This window comes from Methylobacterium sp. Leaf94 (assembly GCF_001426045.1).
In the GTDB taxonomy this organism is placed as follows: Bacteria; Pseudomonadota; Alphaproteobacteria; order Rhizobiales; family Beijerinckiaceae; genus Methylobacterium.
The window spans coordinates 145,788-161,244 of sequence record NZ_LMRM01000056.1; the positions used below are offsets into that span (position 1 = coordinate 145,788).

A 15,457-nucleotide genomic window follows, 5' to 3' on the forward strand; every position below is an offset into this window, starting at 1 on the left:
GCTCACTCCGGCGTCTGGACGATGACGCCGTACCAGCCGAGGCCCCCATAGGTCTCGTAGCCCGGCGTGCGGTGGAAGGCGACGATCCGGCCGGTCCGGGGATCCTGGTCGGCGCCGCTCAGCCGCCCGCCGGCGGCCAGCGGCAGGGTTTCCTCCAGGACGCCGCACCCGTCCGAGGCGGCGATCACCCGGTTGCGCGCGTCGACGAGGAGCACGCGGGTTCGGGCCCGGTCCTCCTGCGCCACCCGCACGCCGTCGACGATGGCCCGGGCCTGGGCTTGCCAGTCGAAGTGGATCGCCAGGACGCCGATCGGCCCGGCCCGGCTGTCGCCGTCCGCGCGGACGCTCGCGCAGTAGGTCGCCACCTGCGCCCCGCCGAGACCGGGCTGCCCCATGACGTCGGCGGCGACGTAGGCCTCCCCGTCGGGGAGGGCGGCGGCGCGCCGGAACCAGTCCTGGTCGGCGACGTTGCGGCCGATGAGGCCGGGATAGCGGTTGGGGCGTCCGTGGGCGATCACGTTGCCCTTCAGGTCGCAGAGCCAGAGGTCCAGATAGACCGTGTAGGCGTCGAGGATGATGCCCAGTCGCCGGGTCGCGTGGGTGGCGGCTTCCGGGCTTGGTTCCGCCGCGCAGGCGACCAGGGCCGCGTCGGTGGCCCACCAGCGCACGTCGCAGGTGCGCTCGTAGAGGTTGCGGTCGATGAGTTCGACGGCGTTGAGCGCGAGGTCGATCAGCCGTTGGGTCTGGGACTCGTCGGCGAAGCTCCGGACCCGGACCTGGAGCCCGGCGATGCGGTTCGAGAGCTCGACCTCGAGGGCGCGGGCGACGGTCTCGACCTCGGCGCCGATCGCACGCACCTCCTGCGCCACCACCGAGAAGCCGCGGCCCATCTCGCCGGCCCGGGAGGCCTCGATCAGGGCGTTGAGGGCGAGCATCTTCACCTGGCCGGTGATCGACTGGATGCGCCGGCTCTTGTCGGAGGCGATGCGCTGGAGCGCCGCGATCTCGGTGGCAATGCCCCGCAGGTTGGTGGCATCGGCCACGCCGGGTCCCGTGCCAGCATCACTCGCCGTGTCGTGCACACCTGCCTCCAGCCATCGTCGGACGGGCCCCGTCCCCTCGCTGTCGAACACCGTACGCAACCAAGCTTAGAGTTCCATTAAAACCAATCGCTGCGCCTGCACATCCCAAAATAGACTCCGAAATTATCTTATGTTTAGCACATATATCCCAATACAGATATAGAATTCGCGCAGTCCAAGCACGTCTCCATGCGGCGTCGAACACGATCGGCCCATCCTCTTCGAGGCGCGATCAGGTCGAACCGCCTTCGGCGCAAGACACACCCGAGCATCGATGAAGCGCTCGTCCTCCCGCTGGCACCCGAACGTTCAGGATGATGGCGTCCAGGCGGACGGATACGCGGCAACCCCGGGCGGACGGCGCGAAGACCGGTGCGGCGCCACCGCTCAGCTATGCATCGGAGGCAGGCTCAACCCGCCTCGATCACGGTTTCGCGACGAGATAAACCCCTGGGAGGGATCGATTCGCGCGTGCGGGTCGTTCTCACCGCGTCGGTGCCGGCCACGTCGGCGGCCCGCGCGTCGCGTCTCGAACACGGAATCGGAATGGCCCTGCGATCCCCCCCGAAGCCGTCCCTCGTCCCCCCGCGACCCACGCGCATCGCGGCCGCCGGCACGCCGACCCAGGCCGTGACGTCGCCGATCATCGTCGCCGCCCTGATCATGGTGGGACTGTATGTCGGCCGCGACGTCCTCATCCCGATCGCCATCGCGATCCTGCTCTCCTTCGTCCTCGGCCCCCTGGTGAACCTGCTGCGGCGCTGGCATTTCGGCCGCTTCCTCTCGGTGGCGGCCTCAGTCCTCCTGGCGCTGGGCACCGCCGCCGCCCTGGCGACGCTGATCGGCGTGCAGCTCGCCGACATCGCCAAGGACGTGCCGCGCTACCGCAGCACGATCGAGCGCAAGATCGAGGGCCTCAACGACACGCCCGCCGGGCGCCTGGCCGGCTACGTCGCCAGCATCGGCCGGACGATGCACGAGAGCCACGAGGAACCGAAGCCCGAAACCAAGCCGGAATCCCAGGCCAATCCGGCCCCGCCCGAGAAGGCGATCCTGGTGGAGGTCAAGGAGCGCGTGCCGGGTCCGGTGACCATGGCGGGCACGCTGATCTCGCCCATCCTGCACCCCCTCGCCACCATCGGCATCGTCTTCGTGGTGCTGCTCTTCCTGCTGATGCAGCGGGAGGACTTGCGCGACCGGATGATCCGGCTCGCCGGCTCCAGCGACCTCCACCGCACCACCGTGGCGATGGACGATGCCGCCAAGCGCCTCAGCCGCTACTTCCTGGTCCAGCTCGGCCTCAACGCCTCTTTCGGCCTCGTGGTCGGGATCGGGCTGTACCTCCTCGGCGTGCCGAATCCCGTCCTGTGGGGCATCTTCTCGGCGCTGATGCGCTTCGTGCCCTATGTGGGCGCCTTCGTGTCGGCCCTGTTCCCCCTGGCGCTGGCCGCCGCGGTCGATCCCGGCTGGTCGATGGTGATCGGGACGCTGATCCTGTTCCTCATCCTGGAACCCCTGGTCGGGCACTTCATCGAGCCGATGCTCTACGGCCAGTCCACCGGCATGTCGCCCTTCGCGGTCCTGGTCTCGGCGCTGTTCTGGACCTGGCTCTGGGGACCCGTCGGCCTGCTCCTGTCCACGCCGCTGACGGTCTGCCTCGTGGTGCTCGGGCGCCACGTGGACAAGCTCGAATTCCTCGATGTCCTGTTCGGCGACCGGCCGGCCCTGACTCCAGTGGAGAACTTCTACCAGCGCATCCTGGCCGACGACCCGGAGGAGGCGCAGGAGCATGCCGACCTCATCCTGAAGACCTGCTCGCTCACCGCCTATTACGACGAGGTGGTGGTGAGGGGCCTCGAGCTCGCCGCCCGGGACGCCGCCCGCGGCGTGCTCACCACCGAGCAGAAGAACGACATCCGGGCCAGTGTCGGCGGACTGATCGAGGAGATGGCCGACCGCGACGACCTGCGCGGCGACACCGAGGCGAAGGCCGATCCCGACGCCCCGCGCCCGGACCCGGTGCCGGAAGCCTGGCGACCCGACGGCACGGTGCTGTGCGTCGCCGGGCGCAGCTTCGTCGACGAAGCCGCCTGCGCGATCCTGGCCCAGCTCCTCGCCAAGCGCGGGATCGGCACCCGGGTGGTGCCGTTCGCCGACGTGGCACGGGCGCGGATCGACGCCTTCGATCCCGGCCCGGCAAAGCTCGTCTGCATCGTGTCGATGGCGATCAGCGGCGAGCCCACGCACCTGCGCCGGCTGGCCGACCGCCTGCACCGCAAGCTCCCGGGCGCCTGCTTCGTCCTCGGCCTGTGGCAGGCGGACGATGCCAGCCTCGACGAGGCGACCCGGCGCCGGGCGGTGGAGGCCGACATCCATGTGTCGTCTCTGAAGGCCGCCGTGGAGGCCGTCGTGGCCGCCGCGCACGGGACCCGTCGTCCGGCCGACGAACCGCCCGCGGTCGAGACAAAATTCGCCCCGGTCCAACCGATGCCGGTCTGACGGCACGGTTTTGGGCTTGACCGCCGCCCCCTCCCTCCGCTTCGCTCCCCGACCATCCCGATGGAACTCTGCCGGATGGGGCTTTGTCCGGCGGGCACCGACCGGAAGAGGGGTATGCCGATGAGCGTCGTCGATCTCGCGCGGTTCATGGACGATCTCGCCGCGGCCTCGGGACAAGCGATCCTGCCCTTCTTCCGCGCCGCCTTCGGCATGGACGACAAGGCTCGGGGCGGGGCGGCCTTCGATCCGGTGACGGAGGCGGACCGGGCCGCCGAGGTGGCCATGCGGGGCATGATCCGGCGCGACCTGCCGACCCACGGCATCCTCGGCGAAGAGTTCGGGTCCGAAAACCTCGAGGCCGAATGCGTTTGGGTCCTGGACCCCATCGACGGCACCCGCGCCTTCGTCGCCGGCCTGCCCACCTGGGGCACCCTGATCGGCCTGACCCATCACGGGGCGGCGGTGCGCGGCCTGATGCACCAGCCCTATCTCGGCGAACTGTTCTCGGGCGACGGCGCCCAGGCCCGCCTGCGGTCGCCCCGCGGCGAACGCAGGCTGCTGACCCGCCGCGGCACCGCCCTCGACCAGGCGGTCCTCGCCACCACCGACCCGCGCCTGTTCGCGGACGGGGCGGAGCGGGAGCGCTTCCTCGACCTGGAGGGCGCGGTGCGCCTCTCCCGCTATGGCACCGACTGCTACGCCTACTGCATGCTGGCGGCCGGGCAGATCGACCTGGTGGTGGAGGCCGGGCTCAAGCCCTACGACATCGTCGCGCTGATCCCGATCATCGAGGGCGCCGGCGGCATCGTGACGACCTGGGACGGCGGACCGGCGACGGGGGGCGGGCGCATCGTCGCCGCCGGGGACCGCCGCCTGCACGAGGCGGCCCTGCGCCACCTCAATCCGTGAGGCGCACGGCTTTTTGACGCTCCTCGGGGCTCACCCGCCCAGTGGTCCAGCTCTGGCCCTTGGTCCTCCCTCGGGAGGCCTACAAAGAACAGTCAGCGGCAACCCGATCGAGTCGCTCCGGACGACCGCCGTCGGATCGGGAGCGGACCTTCTTCCGTAATGGGCGGATCCCTACGCGGGGAGAAGGCCGGTCGCGCGATAGTGGTCGATGAGAGTGTCGAAGAGCGAGAGATCTGCTCGACCTCTCGCCATGAGTTGGGCGCCCGCAACGGCCGCGTAAATGGCGCCCGCCCGCCCGTCGCTGTCGACCGCCTCCACCACCCCCGCTGCGGTCAAAGCGTTGCTCAACCAAGCGACGTTCACCTCGGCAAAGGCCCGCACCTCGTGCTTCACGACGTCCGGCAGATCGTCGTATTCGGCCGTCATGAAGCTCGACAGGCACATGCGGTTGTCGTTCTGCAAGGACGTGCGAAAAATCTCGGGATATCTGTGCAGACTGGCAAGAGGGTCAGACGCTTGGTTCGAGATGGCGTCGAGATCGGCGGCGATGTCTTCCCAATAGCGCTTCGCAACCGCCACACCGAGTTCGGCCTTGCCCGGGAAATGGTAGTAGACACTCGCTGCCTTGATGCCGACCTCGGCCGCAAGATCGCGGAAGTTCAAGCCAGCGTAGCCATGCGCCATCGCCGTCCGCTTCGCTGCCGCGAGGATCGCCTCCTTGTTGTCTGCCTTCATCGCGCCGCCTCGCGTTCCTTTAGTGCCTGCCAGTTGGCAGATAGGTGTTGACCGATCGAAAGGACAGCCCTAGCTCTCCGCCTGCCTACTGACAGACAGGGAGATTTGAATGACCACCGAGACCGCGTCCCGCCTTCAGCTTTTCACCTCGCCCTCGGCATTCCCGAATCCGCAACGTCTGCGCATCTTCCTGTACGAGAAAGGCATCGCGGATCACTTCGCCGAACGGGTCTACGACATGTCACCGGGCGGCGAGCAACGGCAGTGGCCGCACCTGAAGATGAACCCCTGGGGCGAAACGCCGACCCTCAAGCTGGAGGATGGGAGCGTCCTCTCGGAGACGGCCGCGATCGTTCGATATCTCGATCAGGCGTTCCCCGGTCGGCGCATCATGGGTGAAGACCCCTTGCAGCAGGGGCTCGACACGATGTGGGACAACCGCATCTGGGTGCACATCCTCTACCGGATCGTCACCGCGTTCCACGTTCTGCACCAGGGCCTGGGGCCGAAGCTCGAACTCATCAGCAATCCGGCCTGGGGCGAACACTGCCGCAAGGAAGCCCTGGCGCATGCGAGCCTGGTGAACCAGCATCTGTCGGACGGTCGCGAATGGCTTCTCGGCGGCGCGGCACCCACCTTCTCGGACATCACCATGGCGACCGCCATTGCCTTCTCGAAGTTCCCGGTCAACGCCACGCCGCTGGATGAGCGCTTCGAGCACATCGACGCATTCTGGAAGCGCTGGCAGCAGCGCCCGGCCTTCAAAGCGGCCTATGCGGACCGTCAGAGCGGCGTCGCGGAGTTGGACGACCGCACCTGATCCTGAAGCGCACGCCCCTCCTTGCTCCCGAGTCATGCGCCGCTTCCCGCTCCTGAGCTTCACGCCTCCTGCCGCACGCGCGTGTCGGTCGGTTCCGTCGCGTCGGAGCCGGGCATGAAGGCGTCGAAGGCCGCCCAGAAGTCCTGCCGGATGCTGTCGCGCTCCGACAGGATCTCGTGCCGGGCATCGGGCAGCACCAGGATGTGCCCGGCGCGCAGGCGGCGGGCGAACCGCTCGGTGGTGGAGGTGCCGCAGACGGGGTCGGCGCCTGCCGCAACGATGAGAGTCGGCACCGAGATTCGGCCCGGCACGCGCGGGTCGGCGAGGCGCTTCATCGCCCGGAAGGCGCTCGCGAGCCAGGCGATGCTCGGATCGCCCACGGCACCGGCCCCGACATCCCGGGCGGCCGCCGCGTTGCGGGCGTAGCGCTTCGGATCGCGGCACAGGCGATTGTTCGGATAGGGCTTCGTCGCGATCGAAACCGCCGAGCCGAAGGGGATGTAACGCCGGCCCCACCCGATCGCGTGCAGGGTGCCGGCCAGGAGGGCCGCCCCGGCCGGCCATCGCACCATCCGGATCGACAGCATCGGCGCCACCATGACGACGCGCCGGAACGGCAACCAGCCGTCATGGGCACCGGTCAGGGCGACGGCCCCGCCCATCGAGTGCGCGAGGCAGAGATGCGGATGCGGCATCAGGGGATGCAGGATCGCATCCGTGATCGCCTTCAGGTCGAGGCGGTAATCGTCGAAATGGGCGACGTGGCCCCGATGCGGATCGTCGACCTGCCGCTGCGACTCGCCCTGTCCGCGCCAGTCGAAGGCCACGACGGCGAAGCCCCGCCCGCGCAGGTCCGCGATCGTCTCGTAGTACTTCTCGATGAACTCGGCCCGGCCCTGGAGGAGGCAAACGGTGCCCTTCACCAGGCGGGTGGTCGGACGCCAATGGGCGGCCCGCAGCTCGAGTCCGTCATCGGTGCGCACCGCCTTCAGGGCACCGCCCGGTGGAACGGGATTGTCCGGGGTGGAACGCAGGGTCAGCATCGACGCAGTCTCGCGGCAAGAAAGGAACCGAATTTTTTGGCCGAGGCGCCGGCTGAGGCTCTTGCGAGGCTGAAACCCGGCTCCGATATCAGGCGAGCACCGGCCAATACGGCGGTGCGACTGGTCCGGCCCTCGGGCGGACCCAGAACCAGCATGTTGCTTCTTACGGAGAATATGTGATGCGTCAGTTCGACCTTGCTCCCCTTTATCGCTCCACCGTCGGTTTCGACCGCCTGTTCTCGGCCCTCGACCAGTTCGTGAGCGCCGACGCGGCCCCGACCTATCCGCCCTACAACATCGAGCGCACCGGCGAGAACGCCTACCGGATCACGGTGGCGGTGGCCGGCTTCACGGAGTCCGATCTCGCGATCGAGGTGAAGGAGAATGCGCTGACGCTGAAGGGCGAGCGTCAGTCCGAACCCGCCAAGCCGGCGGAATTCCTGCACCAGGGCATCGCGGCCCGCGCCTTCGAGCGTCGGTTCCAGTTGGCGGACTACGTCCAGGTGACGGGGGCCGCCCTCGAGAACGGCCTCCTTCACATCGATCTCGTCCGCGAGATTCCGGAGGCGAAGAAGCCGCGTCAGATCCAGATCGCCACCGGCCGCACCCCGCGGGCCCCGGTGATCGAGGGCTCGACGCAGCAGGCCGCCTGATCGGCCCAGACGGACGTTCGGAGCGCCCCGGTCCCATGGCCGGGGCGCTTTCCCATGGGGCGATGCGATCGCGTCAGAAACCGCCGTCGAACCAGTCGCTGCGGCTCGGCTCCTTGCAGCGGTAGCCGATGAAGCAGCGCGGCGTATCCTGTGCCGGCACGAAGGCCGGGACCGTGATCTCGGTGACCTCGCAGAAGCTGCGATCGCGCACGAAGCGGTCATAGGTCTGCCCGCCGGTTCCGAGCACGAGGCCGCCCCGCCGGTCCACCAGCCCCTTGGCTTGACCGCAGGACATGGCAACCGGCGAGGCCCGCTGCGCGAGCGCCGGGACGCTGCAGAGGGCGAGAACGAGGGCGGCGAGGGCGACGCGGTTCGGCATGGCGGGCCAACGCGCAGCCCGCCCGGTCGATCCCGCGAGAGAGACGCGGAACGCCCCACGCCTAGGCTCCTCGACCGCCGGGTGCGATCACAGGTCGCCGAAGATCAGCTGTCCTTGCGGGCTCGGACGCCGCGCAGGCGGCGTTCCCTTCGCCCGCTTGGCCGCGGGCTTGCCCACGGACCGGCGGGCGGCCGGTCGCTCGGCCGGCGGATCGGCGCGCAGGCGGGCCTTCGCCCTGTCGCGGGCGACCGCCTCCGGGGCGTGGGGATCGTCGTCGAGCCACTTGCCGCGCTTGATCACTTCGTTGACCCGGCCCTGGTTCACGCCGACCTTGAAGGCGATCTCCTGCTGGGTCATGCCGGTGGAGGCGTGGAGGTCGAGGATCGCGCGGGCGAGTTCCGAGGTCATCTTCTGGCCAGTCAGGCGCCGGGCCGGCTTGATCGTCCGCGTCGCCCGGTCCCGCTCACGCAGGCGCTCCAGCAGGGCGAGGGCCATGTGCATGCCGTGCTCGCGCAGGGACTCCTCGAATTCCTTCAACGTCGCCATGGTCGGCATCCTCATCGCCGCAGGGTTCCGTGAGGTCGGAACCGCGACTGTTCCATCAACGCGACCGAAACGCCAGGGTTGCTCCGGACAGGCCGTCAGGGTTGGGCCGGTTCGGGCGGTGTGACAACAGGCAAGCGCCGTCATCCACCGCTATCCGTCGGGACCGATCCGGGCCGGGACGGGCAGGGGGATCGACGACGGGCCGCCGCGCCCGTGGCCAGCGGCGCGCCGTTCGGCTAAACCGCCGGTCCCGCCGCGGTTTTCGAGGATCCCCGCCCGATGATCAGCCCGATCGTATCCGTCTCACGCGCGGGGCCGCCCCCCGGCACGCCGTCTCTGGTGGATGCCCTCGAAGGCGGCGCGGTCCTGATGTTCCCCGACCTCGACTTTCCCCTGAGCCCCTTCGAGGAGCGCTTCGTCGAGCGCCCCTTCGCCGACGGCAAGGCCAAGAACGTCAACATCCGCGGGCCGCAAGCCACCCTGCGGGGCGCGGCCGGCACGCCGGAGGAGCAGGAGGCCCTGCGCCAGGTCCTCATCCGCTACCGCGCCTTCGCCGAGGCTTTGGTCGCCGCGCACCTGCCGGCCTATGCCGGCAAGGTCTCCTTCGCGGGCACCTCCTATCGCCCCTTCGAGGTGGACCAGCGCAAGCTGAGCTGGCGGCGCGACGACACCCGCCTGCACGTGGACGCCTTCCCGTCGAACCCGATCGGCGAGAAGCGCATCCTGCGCATCTTCCGGAACATCAACCCCAACGGACAGCCGCGCCACTGGCGGGTCGGCGAGGACTTTCCGTCGATGGCGCGGAAATTCCTGCCGCGCCTGCCCGGCTACTCGCCGCTCTCGGCCCGGATGCTGGCGCTCCTCAAGATCACCAAGGCGCGGCGCAGCGAGTACGACCACCTCATGCTGCACCTGCACGACGCCCTGAAGCAGGACATGACCTACCAGGAGACGGCGCCCCAGGCCGATGTCCACTTCTCCCCCGGCCAGACCTGGGTGACCTTCTCGGACCTCGTGATGCACGGCGCCATGGGCGGCCAGTACATGCTGGAGCAGACCGCCTACCTCGCGGTGGCCGACCAGGCCCGCCCCGAGCGCAGCCCGCAGCGCCTGCTCGCCCAGGCCCTCGGCCGCCCCCTTCGCTGATCCCCCCTCGAACCTTACGGCCGGAGAGATTCATGATCCTCGAAATCGCGCAGATCGACGTCAAGCCAGGCCTGGAGGCCGAGTTCGAGGCCGGCATCGCCAAGGCGGCGGCGATCTTCAAATCCGCCAAGGGCTGCCGCAGCTTCGCCGTCCGCCGTTCCATCGAGAAGCCGCAGCGCTACCGCCTGCTCATCGAATGGGAGACCCTGGAGAACCATACCGTGGACTTCACCGGCTCCCAGGCCTGGAAGGACTACCGGGCCATGGTCTCGCCCTGCTTCGAGGCGCCGCCCAGCGTCGAGCACACCGAACTGGCGCTCCAGGCCTTCTGAGGCCGCGTCACGAGCCGGAGCCGCGCACCAGCATCTTGATGCGGTCGTCGAGCCGACCGATCCGCGCGCGGACGCCGCGCGCGGCACAGCCCGACAGGGTCTCGCCGGCGAAGAAGCCGAACTGCTCGGCGCGCTCGCGACAGGCCAGGACCGGCGGCAGCCCGATCACCAGAGCGAAGGGCGCGGTGAGCAGGAGGAGGCTGAGGAGGAGGGACGGCGCCCAGCCCAGGATGAAGGACCGGACCTCCGCGTCCGCTTCGCCGTCAAGCTCCCCGAACCGGCGCACCGTCCGGGGCGTGCGCAGGCCGTCGCGGATGATCGCCTCACGGATCCGGGCGTGCGCGGACGTGGCCGCGTCGACCGCAGGGTCGTCCCGCACCGGCGCGGCGATCGTCTCCAGGGGCATGGTCCGAGCTCCGAGCTTCACCGCGGCCTCCCGCCACGATCGCGATGGTCCGTCCCGATCACGCCGCGCTACCGCAGGCCGTTCGCGACCGTTCGAAGGTCGCTGTCGAGATGGAGAACCCGGCCGGCCAGGTCGCGGCGGGCGCAGGCTGTGCTGCGCAGGATGTCGGGGACCCAGGATCCCCGGACGCCCCCCTGGCAATCCATCAGCAGGCTCGCAGCCAGCAGGATCGTCATGGGTCCGAGCATCAGCGTGACCTTGAGCAGACGGACGATGCCGGACCCGCCGCGCCGCCCCCGGGGCCTGGCCGGCGCCCGATCCCGACCGGACGAACGCCGAAGCGGGCGGTCGTCCGGCTCGTCGTCGCGCGGACCGAACTCCTGCTCGTAATAGGCTTCAAGCTTGCTGCGCTTCATCGGTGAGCGTCCGCCGACCTGGCTCGTGACATCCTCGTCGCACGAGATACACGCCGAGAGCGATAAGCTTGGCCTAAGATCGCGGGGCGCGGGAGGCGCGACCTGTACGCGTGGTTTCGGAATACTTAGCGGTCGGCGGCGGATCGAACGCGGTCCCGGTGACATCCGCGCGCGGACTGCGTACCTAGGATCGGCAGACCGGACCGGCCCGGTCCCCCGGGTTCCGGCCGCCCCTACCACCGAGCGATCCTCGCCCATGATCCAACGTCCCCTCCGCATCGGAACGCGCGGAAGTCCGATGGCCCTGGCCCAGACCGGAATGGTCCGGGACAAGATCGTCGCGGCCAATCCGGGCCTCGAGACCGAGATCGTGGTGGTCAACACCGTCGCGGATCGCATCCTCGACCGCCCGCTCTCCGAGATCGGCGGCAAGGGGTTGTTCACCAAGGAACTCGAGCAGGCGCTTTATGCCGACGTGGTCGACGTTGCCGTCCACTCCATGAAGGACGTGGAGACATGGCTGCCCGACGGGCTCGTCATCGCCTGCATTCTGGAGCGGGATGACCCCCGCGACGCCTTCCTGTCGCCGCGCGCGTCCGGCTTCGCCGAGCTTCCGTCGGGGGCCCGGGTCGGCACCTCGTCCCTGCGCCGCGCGGCGCAGGTGTTGATGCGCCGTCCGGACCTGCGGATCGTGCCCCTGCGCGGGAACGCCAACACGCGCATGCGCAAGCTGGAGGAGGGGACCTGCGACGCCACGCTCCTGGCGCTCTGCGGCCTGGAGCGCCTCGGCATGGCCGACATGGCCCGGAGCGTGCTCGATGTCGGCGAGATGCTCCCGGCCGTTGCGCAGGGCGCCCTCGGCATCGAGTGCCGCGCGGCGGACACCGCCGTGCGCGCCCTCCTGGCCCCCCTGGTCTCGGCCACCGCCACCGCCGAGCTCGAGGCCGAACGCGGACTGCTGGCCGAGCTCGACGGCTCCTGCCGGACGCCGATCGCCGCCCTGGCACGGATCAGCGGCGACACGCTCAACCTCGACGGCCTGCTGTTCCTGCCCGACGGCAGCGCCCACTGGGCCGTCCAGCGCTCCGGCGCCGTGGCGGACGCCGCCCGCATCGGGCGCGAGGCCGGCGCCGAATTGAAGCGCGCGGCGGGCGACACCTACACACGGCACCTCCAGTAGGCACTCACGTCAGGCTTCGCTCGATGGCCTCCTCGTCGCAGATCACACTGGCCGCGCGGCGATACTCGATTCCGAGGGGCTGAGTCAGGATCGGGGCCTTCGCCCGTGTGGTGAAGGCGTCGAGGAACACCCGCATCACGTGGGCGACCGCTGTGGGCGTAACCGAACGCAGGTCGTCCTCGTAGTAGCGCGCGGCATTGGCGGTACTCGTGACGATCTCGTAGGCGGGAAAGTAGACGGCGCGCGGCTCGGCCGCGACGATCTCCTCGGCCGCGGCTCGCAGAGCAGCTTTGCTGTAGGTGTTGGAGACCAGAACGTGCCGGTCCGCGTAGGTCGCGATCAGGGGCACCGGCGAGACCGTGAGGATGACCCGGGCGGCTGGATTGACCGCGAACAGCCGCTCGAGGAAGGTCAGCATGTCGTCGCGGACGTCACCCACCCGCGCATTCACGAAGGCGTAGGCATCCGGGTCGAAGCTGCCGCCGATGACCCCGGGGGCCACCGGGAGCATCGCGCCATCCGCGCGATGCATCCAGCCCTCCGTCAGTCCCAAGGTGAAGACGAAGACGTCGAGGCTTTCGAACATCGCCCGGACCGCCGCGAGATGCCGCCGGCGATCGGCATCCACCTCGGCCGCGTCAGCGAAGCCCGCCGGCTCGATCCCGGGGCGGAACGGATCGACCAGGCGACCGTCCGGACGCGTCCAGATCGAGAGGGCAGGGGCGTAGGTGCCGTAAGCCCGGTCGAAGAGCTGCAGAAGCTGGCGGGCGGTGTAGAGGTTGCCGTAGCGGGCCGAGTAGATCCCGTATTGACGGTCGGCGGCGGTTTCGGGCGCCATGCCGTCGGGCGCGGCCTCGGCGAGATAATGCCCGAACCCTGCCCGGGTCAGGGCGCGGGCGACATGCTGGGCGAAACACGAACCAGCGGTCGCCACCCGGGACTCGGGGGCGATGGTAAAGCGGCCGCTCGGGGCGGGTGCCAGGGCGAAGGGCGCCACGCCTGCCACGGCCTTGCGCCAAAATCGCTCGGCCGGTAGATCGGCGTAAGGGTTCATCACCACGGCGGCATCTCCATCCGATCGCTCAGGCCATTGCCGCGCACGTCCACCAAGACACTGGTCCCGGACTCTGTCGCGGCCTTGGCTGCCTCCCTCGCACGCCCGGGTTCATCGTGGCGATCCTGGGCGGGAGCATGGCGCAAGCCCCGCATCGACTCGCTTGACCCGGTTCGGGACGGATCGCGGATAGCGGTCTTAGGCAACTGCCAGGCCGAGGGCGTCGCCCAATCTCTGAGACTGCTGCTTCCGAGCGCGCAGGTCCACCTCGTACCCTTCGACGGCCTCGGACGACGGTATGGCAGCCTCGAGCGCCTGAAGGCCGATCTCGCCCCCTTCGACCACGTCTTCACGCAGTTCTTCCCCGAAGGGTTCGTCGAGGGCGGCAACGTCCATGCCCTCGGCGACGGCGATCCGCGCCTCCGCCTGTACCCGACCATCCTGTTCCCGGGCTATCAGCCCGACATGGTCCTCGTGGGTGATGTCGGTGCGCTCTCCGCCTCGCGCCTCATCGCCTCGCCGACAGGTCCTTATCACTCCGCTATCGTCCTGTGCGCCTATCTGGAAGGGCTGGGACTGGAGGAGACCGTGAAGCTGTTCCGCGAGTCGGTCTATACACGACTCGGCTTCTACGAAGCTTGGAACGTCGCCGCAGCGGAGCTTCTCGGCAGCGCACGCGACATCATGTTTCCGCTGGAGCCGGAGCTCGCCCGATGGTCCCGACGCGGCTGCTTCATGCACGTCCTGAACCATCCCAAATTGTTCGTGCTGGCTGATATTGCCCGGCGGCTCGCCACCGAAGCGGGCCTTGAACCGCTTCCGGCCCGGGTCGAGGACTATCTCCCGGATGATCTGGCCGCCGACGTGGTCTGGCCCCTCTACCCTGACCTCGCGGTGCACTATGGCCTAACCGGCACGATGCTGTTCAAGGACCGGGCCCGCCGGGGCGACCCGAAGCTCTACGACTTACGGGCCTTCATTGCGGCGAGCTTCGCGATCTATCGGCGCCATGCGCCGGAGGCTCTCGGATGCATCCGGGTCGCGGGCTGGCGGGCGAACCCCGCCGTGCGGGCATTGTTCAGGGCCTGACTGCGCCCCGACATCAGCCTGTCGCCGGCAGACTCAGCGGCTCCCATCCGGCGGCGGGTTCACGCTTTAGCGAGCCGGCGAAAACAAGCACATCCCGGGTCCGGAAGGGCTTGCCAGGAAGACGCTGTCTGGCACGGCATGGCGATCTTTGCAGACGCGGGTCGACGAACAGACGACCAGTCCATCGGGATCGAGCGCGCGAAAAGCCGGCACAACGGACCAGCCGTCGATGAGGCCTGGAAGGTTGATGGCGGTGAACAGGAGTACGAAGTATTGCCCACTCCGTTCTCTGTCGCGCTGGCCTGCCGGAGGACGGCCACAGCCGCCTCGCCGCCGGAAACCGAGACCACGGCAATGCCGTTCCGCTGGCACAGGGCGGTCGGCATTTCAGGAAGCCCGTGATTGTCCCCGACGACGAGGACCTGACGCCGGTGCATGGATCGCACCAACTCTTTGCACAGTGGGCTTTGTCCGGTAGAGGTTAACCACCGATCAACAGAGGCGGTGGTTGGGCCAAGTCCCGCCCTCGACCTAGTCTGGACGACCTCATGCTGGACCATTCGACCCGCGAGGCCGAGACGTCCGCAGCCCCTGATGCGCCCGCCCCGCGGGTCGGGCCGATCTACGAGCCCCGCACACTCAAGGAGTTGGAAGACATCTTCGGCCGGGCCCGCCTAATGGATCTTCTCGACCGTTTGAGAACCGAGATCGGCCGACGGCTTCAGGCGCCGGCCTCGGAACGCATCGTCCTCGGGCAGGATGCCCACATCCTGCTTTCCGCGAGTGGGTCCCTGGGCTTCTTCGATCTCTCCCAGCGCTGTTCGGAGATGGAGCGGGCTTGCCTGGATGGAACCGATCTTGCGGCGCCCTTGGCAGCCGTCCGGCGATCCGCTGAAGCCGCGGTGACGGCGATCCGTGCGATCCGAAACCAATCCTAAAGCCCGCGGGGCTTCGTATGTTGCCATGCCGCCACGGATTGGACGCGCGTACAAACATCGACTTCAGCGTCGCGCCGATGCCGCAATCGGGGCCGATCTCCGGGGTTCGTCTCACCTCGCCGTCAATGGAGCGATCCGGAGCGGGCGTGCATGGAGACTGGGTTTCACGAGACTTTGGCCGATTTCGGCAAGATCCGTTCAAGGTTGACGGAACCTTCGCTTAACCGAGA

18 protein-coding genes are annotated in these 15,457 nt (G+C 69.0%); 10 read left to right on the forward strand and 8 right to left on the reverse strand.

Features of this window, described 5'->3' with window-relative positions:
• Nucleotides 1–2: 2 nt before the first annotated feature.
• On the reverse strand, nt 3–1,043 hold the full coding sequence (locus tag ASG63_RS26900; protein ID WP_082559433.1) for a methyl-accepting chemotaxis protein: 1,041 nt from the start codon (nt 1,041–1,043) through the stop codon (nt 3–5).
• Nucleotides 1,044–1,628: 585 nt separating this feature from the next.
• Between ASG63_RS26900 and ASG63_RS20640 the strand changes: the two genes are divergently transcribed.
• Together ASG63_RS20640 and hisN are read left to right on the forward strand one after the other, a co-directional pair.
• Nucleotides 1,629–3,581 (forward strand): AI-2E family transporter, encoded by a 1,953-nt coding sequence (locus tag ASG63_RS20640; protein WP_082487111.1) that lies wholly within the window; start codon nt 1,629–1,631, stop codon nt 3,579–3,581.
• 120 nt (nt 3,582–3,701) lie between these two features.
• On the forward strand, nt 3,702–4,490 hold the full coding sequence (hisN, locus tag ASG63_RS20645; RefSeq protein WP_056221298.1) for a histidinol-phosphatase: 789 nt from the start codon (nt 3,702–3,704) through the stop codon (nt 4,488–4,490).
• A gap of 171 nt (nt 4,491–4,661) precedes the next feature.
• On the opposite strand, the gene ASG63_RS20650 is transcribed toward hisN, so the two are convergent.
• Nucleotides 4,662–5,225 (reverse strand): TetR/AcrR family transcriptional regulator, encoded by a 564-nt coding sequence (locus ASG63_RS20650; protein ID WP_056221044.1) that lies wholly within the window; start codon nt 5,223–5,225, stop codon nt 4,662–4,664.
• A 109-nt stretch (nt 5,226–5,334) separates the two neighbouring features.
• Between ASG63_RS20650 and ASG63_RS20655 the strand changes: the two genes are divergently transcribed.
• Nucleotides 5,335–6,045 (forward strand): glutathione S-transferase family protein, encoded by a 711-nt coding sequence (locus tag ASG63_RS20655; RefSeq protein WP_056221047.1) that lies wholly within the window; start codon nt 5,335–5,337, stop codon nt 6,043–6,045.
• A 59-nt stretch (nt 6,046–6,104) separates the two neighbouring features.
• Here the strand turns inward: ASG63_RS20655 and ASG63_RS20660 are convergent, their stop codons facing one another.
• Nucleotides 6,105–7,088 carry an alpha/beta fold hydrolase gene (locus ASG63_RS20660; protein ID WP_056221050.1) on the reverse strand — a complete coding sequence of 328 codons (984 nt, stop codon included), beginning with the start codon at nt 7,086–7,088 and terminating at the stop codon, nt 6,105–6,107.
• A 179-nt stretch (nt 7,089–7,267) separates the two neighbouring features.
• Here ASG63_RS20660 and ASG63_RS20665 point away from each other — a divergent pair, with 179 nt between their 5' ends.
• On the forward strand, nt 7,268–7,741 hold the full coding sequence (locus tag ASG63_RS20665; RefSeq protein ID WP_056221052.1) for an Hsp20 family protein: 474 nt from the start codon (nt 7,268–7,270) through the stop codon (nt 7,739–7,741).
• A 73-nt stretch (nt 7,742–7,814) separates the two neighbouring features.
• On the opposite strand, the gene ASG63_RS20670 is transcribed toward ASG63_RS20665, so the two are convergent.
• Both ASG63_RS20670 and ASG63_RS20675 read right to left on the reverse strand, forming a co-directional pair.
• Nucleotides 7,815–8,120, reverse strand: coding sequence for a hypothetical protein (locus tag ASG63_RS20670; RefSeq protein WP_056221056.1), 306 nt, complete (start codon nt 8,118–8,120; stop codon nt 7,815–7,817).
• A gap of 87 nt (nt 8,121–8,207) precedes the next feature.
• On the reverse strand, nt 8,208–8,666 hold the full coding sequence (locus tag ASG63_RS20675; RefSeq protein ID WP_056221059.1) for a hypothetical protein: 459 nt from the start codon (nt 8,664–8,666) through the stop codon (nt 8,208–8,210).
• Nucleotides 8,667–8,945: 279 nt separating this feature from the next.
• Between ASG63_RS20675 and ASG63_RS20680 the strand changes: the two genes are divergently transcribed.
• Together ASG63_RS20680 and ASG63_RS20685 are read left to right on the forward strand one after the other, a co-directional pair.
• Nucleotides 8,946–9,812, forward strand: a complete 867-nt coding sequence (locus ASG63_RS20680; protein ID WP_056221061.1) for a Kdo hydroxylase family protein — start codon at nt 8,946–8,948, stop codon at nt 9,810–9,812.
• A 32-nt stretch (nt 9,813–9,844) separates the two neighbouring features.
• Nucleotides 9,845–10,144 carry an antibiotic biosynthesis monooxygenase family protein gene (locus ASG63_RS20685; RefSeq protein WP_056221064.1) on the forward strand — a complete coding sequence of 100 codons (300 nt, stop codon included), beginning with the start codon at nt 9,845–9,847 and terminating at the stop codon, nt 10,142–10,144.
• Between the two features lie 7 nt (nt 10,145–10,151).
• Here the strand turns inward: ASG63_RS20685 and ASG63_RS20690 are convergent, their stop codons facing one another.
• Together ASG63_RS20690 and ASG63_RS20695 are read right to left on the reverse strand one after the other, a co-directional pair.
• Nucleotides 10,152–10,550, reverse strand: a complete 399-nt coding sequence (locus tag ASG63_RS20690; RefSeq protein WP_056221067.1) for a hypothetical protein — start codon at nt 10,548–10,550, stop codon at nt 10,152–10,154.
• 68 nt (nt 10,551–10,618) lie between these two features.
• A complete protein-coding gene (locus ASG63_RS20695) occupies nt 10,619–10,966 on the reverse strand; it encodes a hypothetical protein (protein ID WP_056221070.1) in 348 nt (115 codons plus the stop codon).
• A gap of 256 nt (nt 10,967–11,222) precedes the next feature.
• Between ASG63_RS20695 and hemC the strand changes: the two genes are divergently transcribed.
• The gene (gene hemC / locus ASG63_RS20700; RefSeq protein ID WP_056221073.1) at nt 11,223–12,146 is read left to right on the forward strand and encodes a hydroxymethylbilane synthase; all 924 of its coding nucleotides are present in this window, start codon (nt 11,223–11,225) and stop codon (nt 12,144–12,146) included.
• 4 nt (nt 12,147–12,150) lie between these two features.
• Here hemC and ASG63_RS20705 read toward each other — a convergent pair whose 3' ends face one another.
• The gene (locus tag ASG63_RS20705; RefSeq protein ID WP_056221076.1) at nt 12,151–13,200 is read right to left on the reverse strand and encodes a GSCFA domain-containing protein; all 1,050 of its coding nucleotides are present in this window, start codon (nt 13,198–13,200) and stop codon (nt 12,151–12,153) included.
• A gap of 84 nt (nt 13,201–13,284) precedes the next feature.
• Between ASG63_RS20705 and ASG63_RS20710 the strand changes: the two genes are divergently transcribed.
• From ASG63_RS20710 to ASG63_RS20715, 3 genes are all read left to right on the forward strand, one after another.
• Nucleotides 13,285–14,289: a WcbI family polysaccharide biosynthesis putative acetyltransferase gene (locus ASG63_RS20710; RefSeq protein WP_244479988.1), complete on the forward strand. Its 1,005-nt coding sequence runs from the start codon at nt 13,285–13,287 to the stop codon at nt 14,287–14,289.
• Between the two features lie 138 nt (nt 14,290–14,427).
• A complete protein-coding gene (locus tag ASG63_RS25675) occupies nt 14,428–14,691 on the forward strand; it encodes a hypothetical protein (RefSeq protein ID WP_156394289.1) in 264 nt (87 codons plus the stop codon).
• Nucleotides 14,692–14,837: 146 nt separating this feature from the next.
• Complete coding sequence (locus ASG63_RS20715; protein WP_082559434.1) at nt 14,838–15,227, forward strand: Hpt domain-containing protein; 390 nt, start codon at nt 14,838–14,840, stop codon at nt 15,225–15,227.
• Nucleotides 15,228–15,457 lie beyond the last annotated feature (230 nt).

Coding starts and splice junctions, on each gene's coding strand:
- hisN (WP_056221298.1), top strand. CDS start 3,702: ATGAGCGTCGTCGATCTCGCGCGGTTCATGGACGATCTCGCCGCGGCC.
- ASG63_RS20640 (WP_082487111.1), top strand. CDS start 1,629: ATGGCCCTGCGATCCCCCCCGAAGCCGTCCCTCGTCCCCCCGCGACCC.
- ASG63_RS20680 (WP_056221061.1), top strand. CDS start 8,946: ATGATCAGCCCGATCGTATCCGTCTCACGCGCGGGGCCGCCCCCCGGC.
- ASG63_RS20715 (WP_082559434.1), top strand. CDS start 14,838: ATGCTGGACCATTCGACCCGCGAGGCCGAGACGTCCGCAGCCCCTGAT.
- ASG63_RS20660 (WP_056221050.1), bottom strand. CDS start 7,088: ATGCTGACCCTGCGTTCCACCCCGGACAATCCCGTTCCACCGGGCGGT.
- ASG63_RS20695 (WP_056221070.1), bottom strand. CDS start 10,966: ATGAAGCGCAGCAAGCTTGAAGCCTATTACGAGCAGGAGTTCGGTCCG.
- ASG63_RS20705 (WP_056221076.1), bottom strand. CDS start 13,200: ATGAACCCTTACGCCGATCTACCGGCCGAGCGATTTTGGCGCAAGGCC.
- hemC (WP_056221073.1), top strand. CDS start 11,223: ATGATCCAACGTCCCCTCCGCATCGGAACGCGCGGAAGTCCGATGGCC.
- ASG63_RS20655 (WP_056221047.1), top strand. CDS start 5,335: ATGACCACCGAGACCGCGTCCCGCCTTCAGCTTTTCACCTCGCCCTCG.
- ASG63_RS25675 (WP_156394289.1), top strand. CDS start 14,428: ATGGCGATCTTTGCAGACGCGGGTCGACGAACAGACGACCAGTCCATC.
- ASG63_RS20690 (WP_056221067.1), bottom strand. CDS start 10,550: ATGCCCCTGGAGACGATCGCCGCGCCGGTGCGGGACGACCCTGCGGTC.
- ASG63_RS20670 (WP_056221056.1), bottom strand. CDS start 8,120: ATGCCGAACCGCGTCGCCCTCGCCGCCCTCGTTCTCGCCCTCTGCAGC.
- ASG63_RS20675 (WP_056221059.1), bottom strand. CDS start 8,666: ATGGCGACGTTGAAGGAATTCGAGGAGTCCCTGCGCGAGCACGGCATG.
- ASG63_RS20650 (WP_056221044.1), bottom strand. CDS start 5,225: ATGAAGGCAGACAACAAGGAGGCGATCCTCGCGGCAGCGAAGCGGACG.
- ASG63_RS20685 (WP_056221064.1), top strand. CDS start 9,845: ATGATCCTCGAAATCGCGCAGATCGACGTCAAGCCAGGCCTGGAGGCC.
- ASG63_RS20665 (WP_056221052.1), top strand. CDS start 7,268: ATGCGTCAGTTCGACCTTGCTCCCCTTTATCGCTCCACCGTCGGTTTC.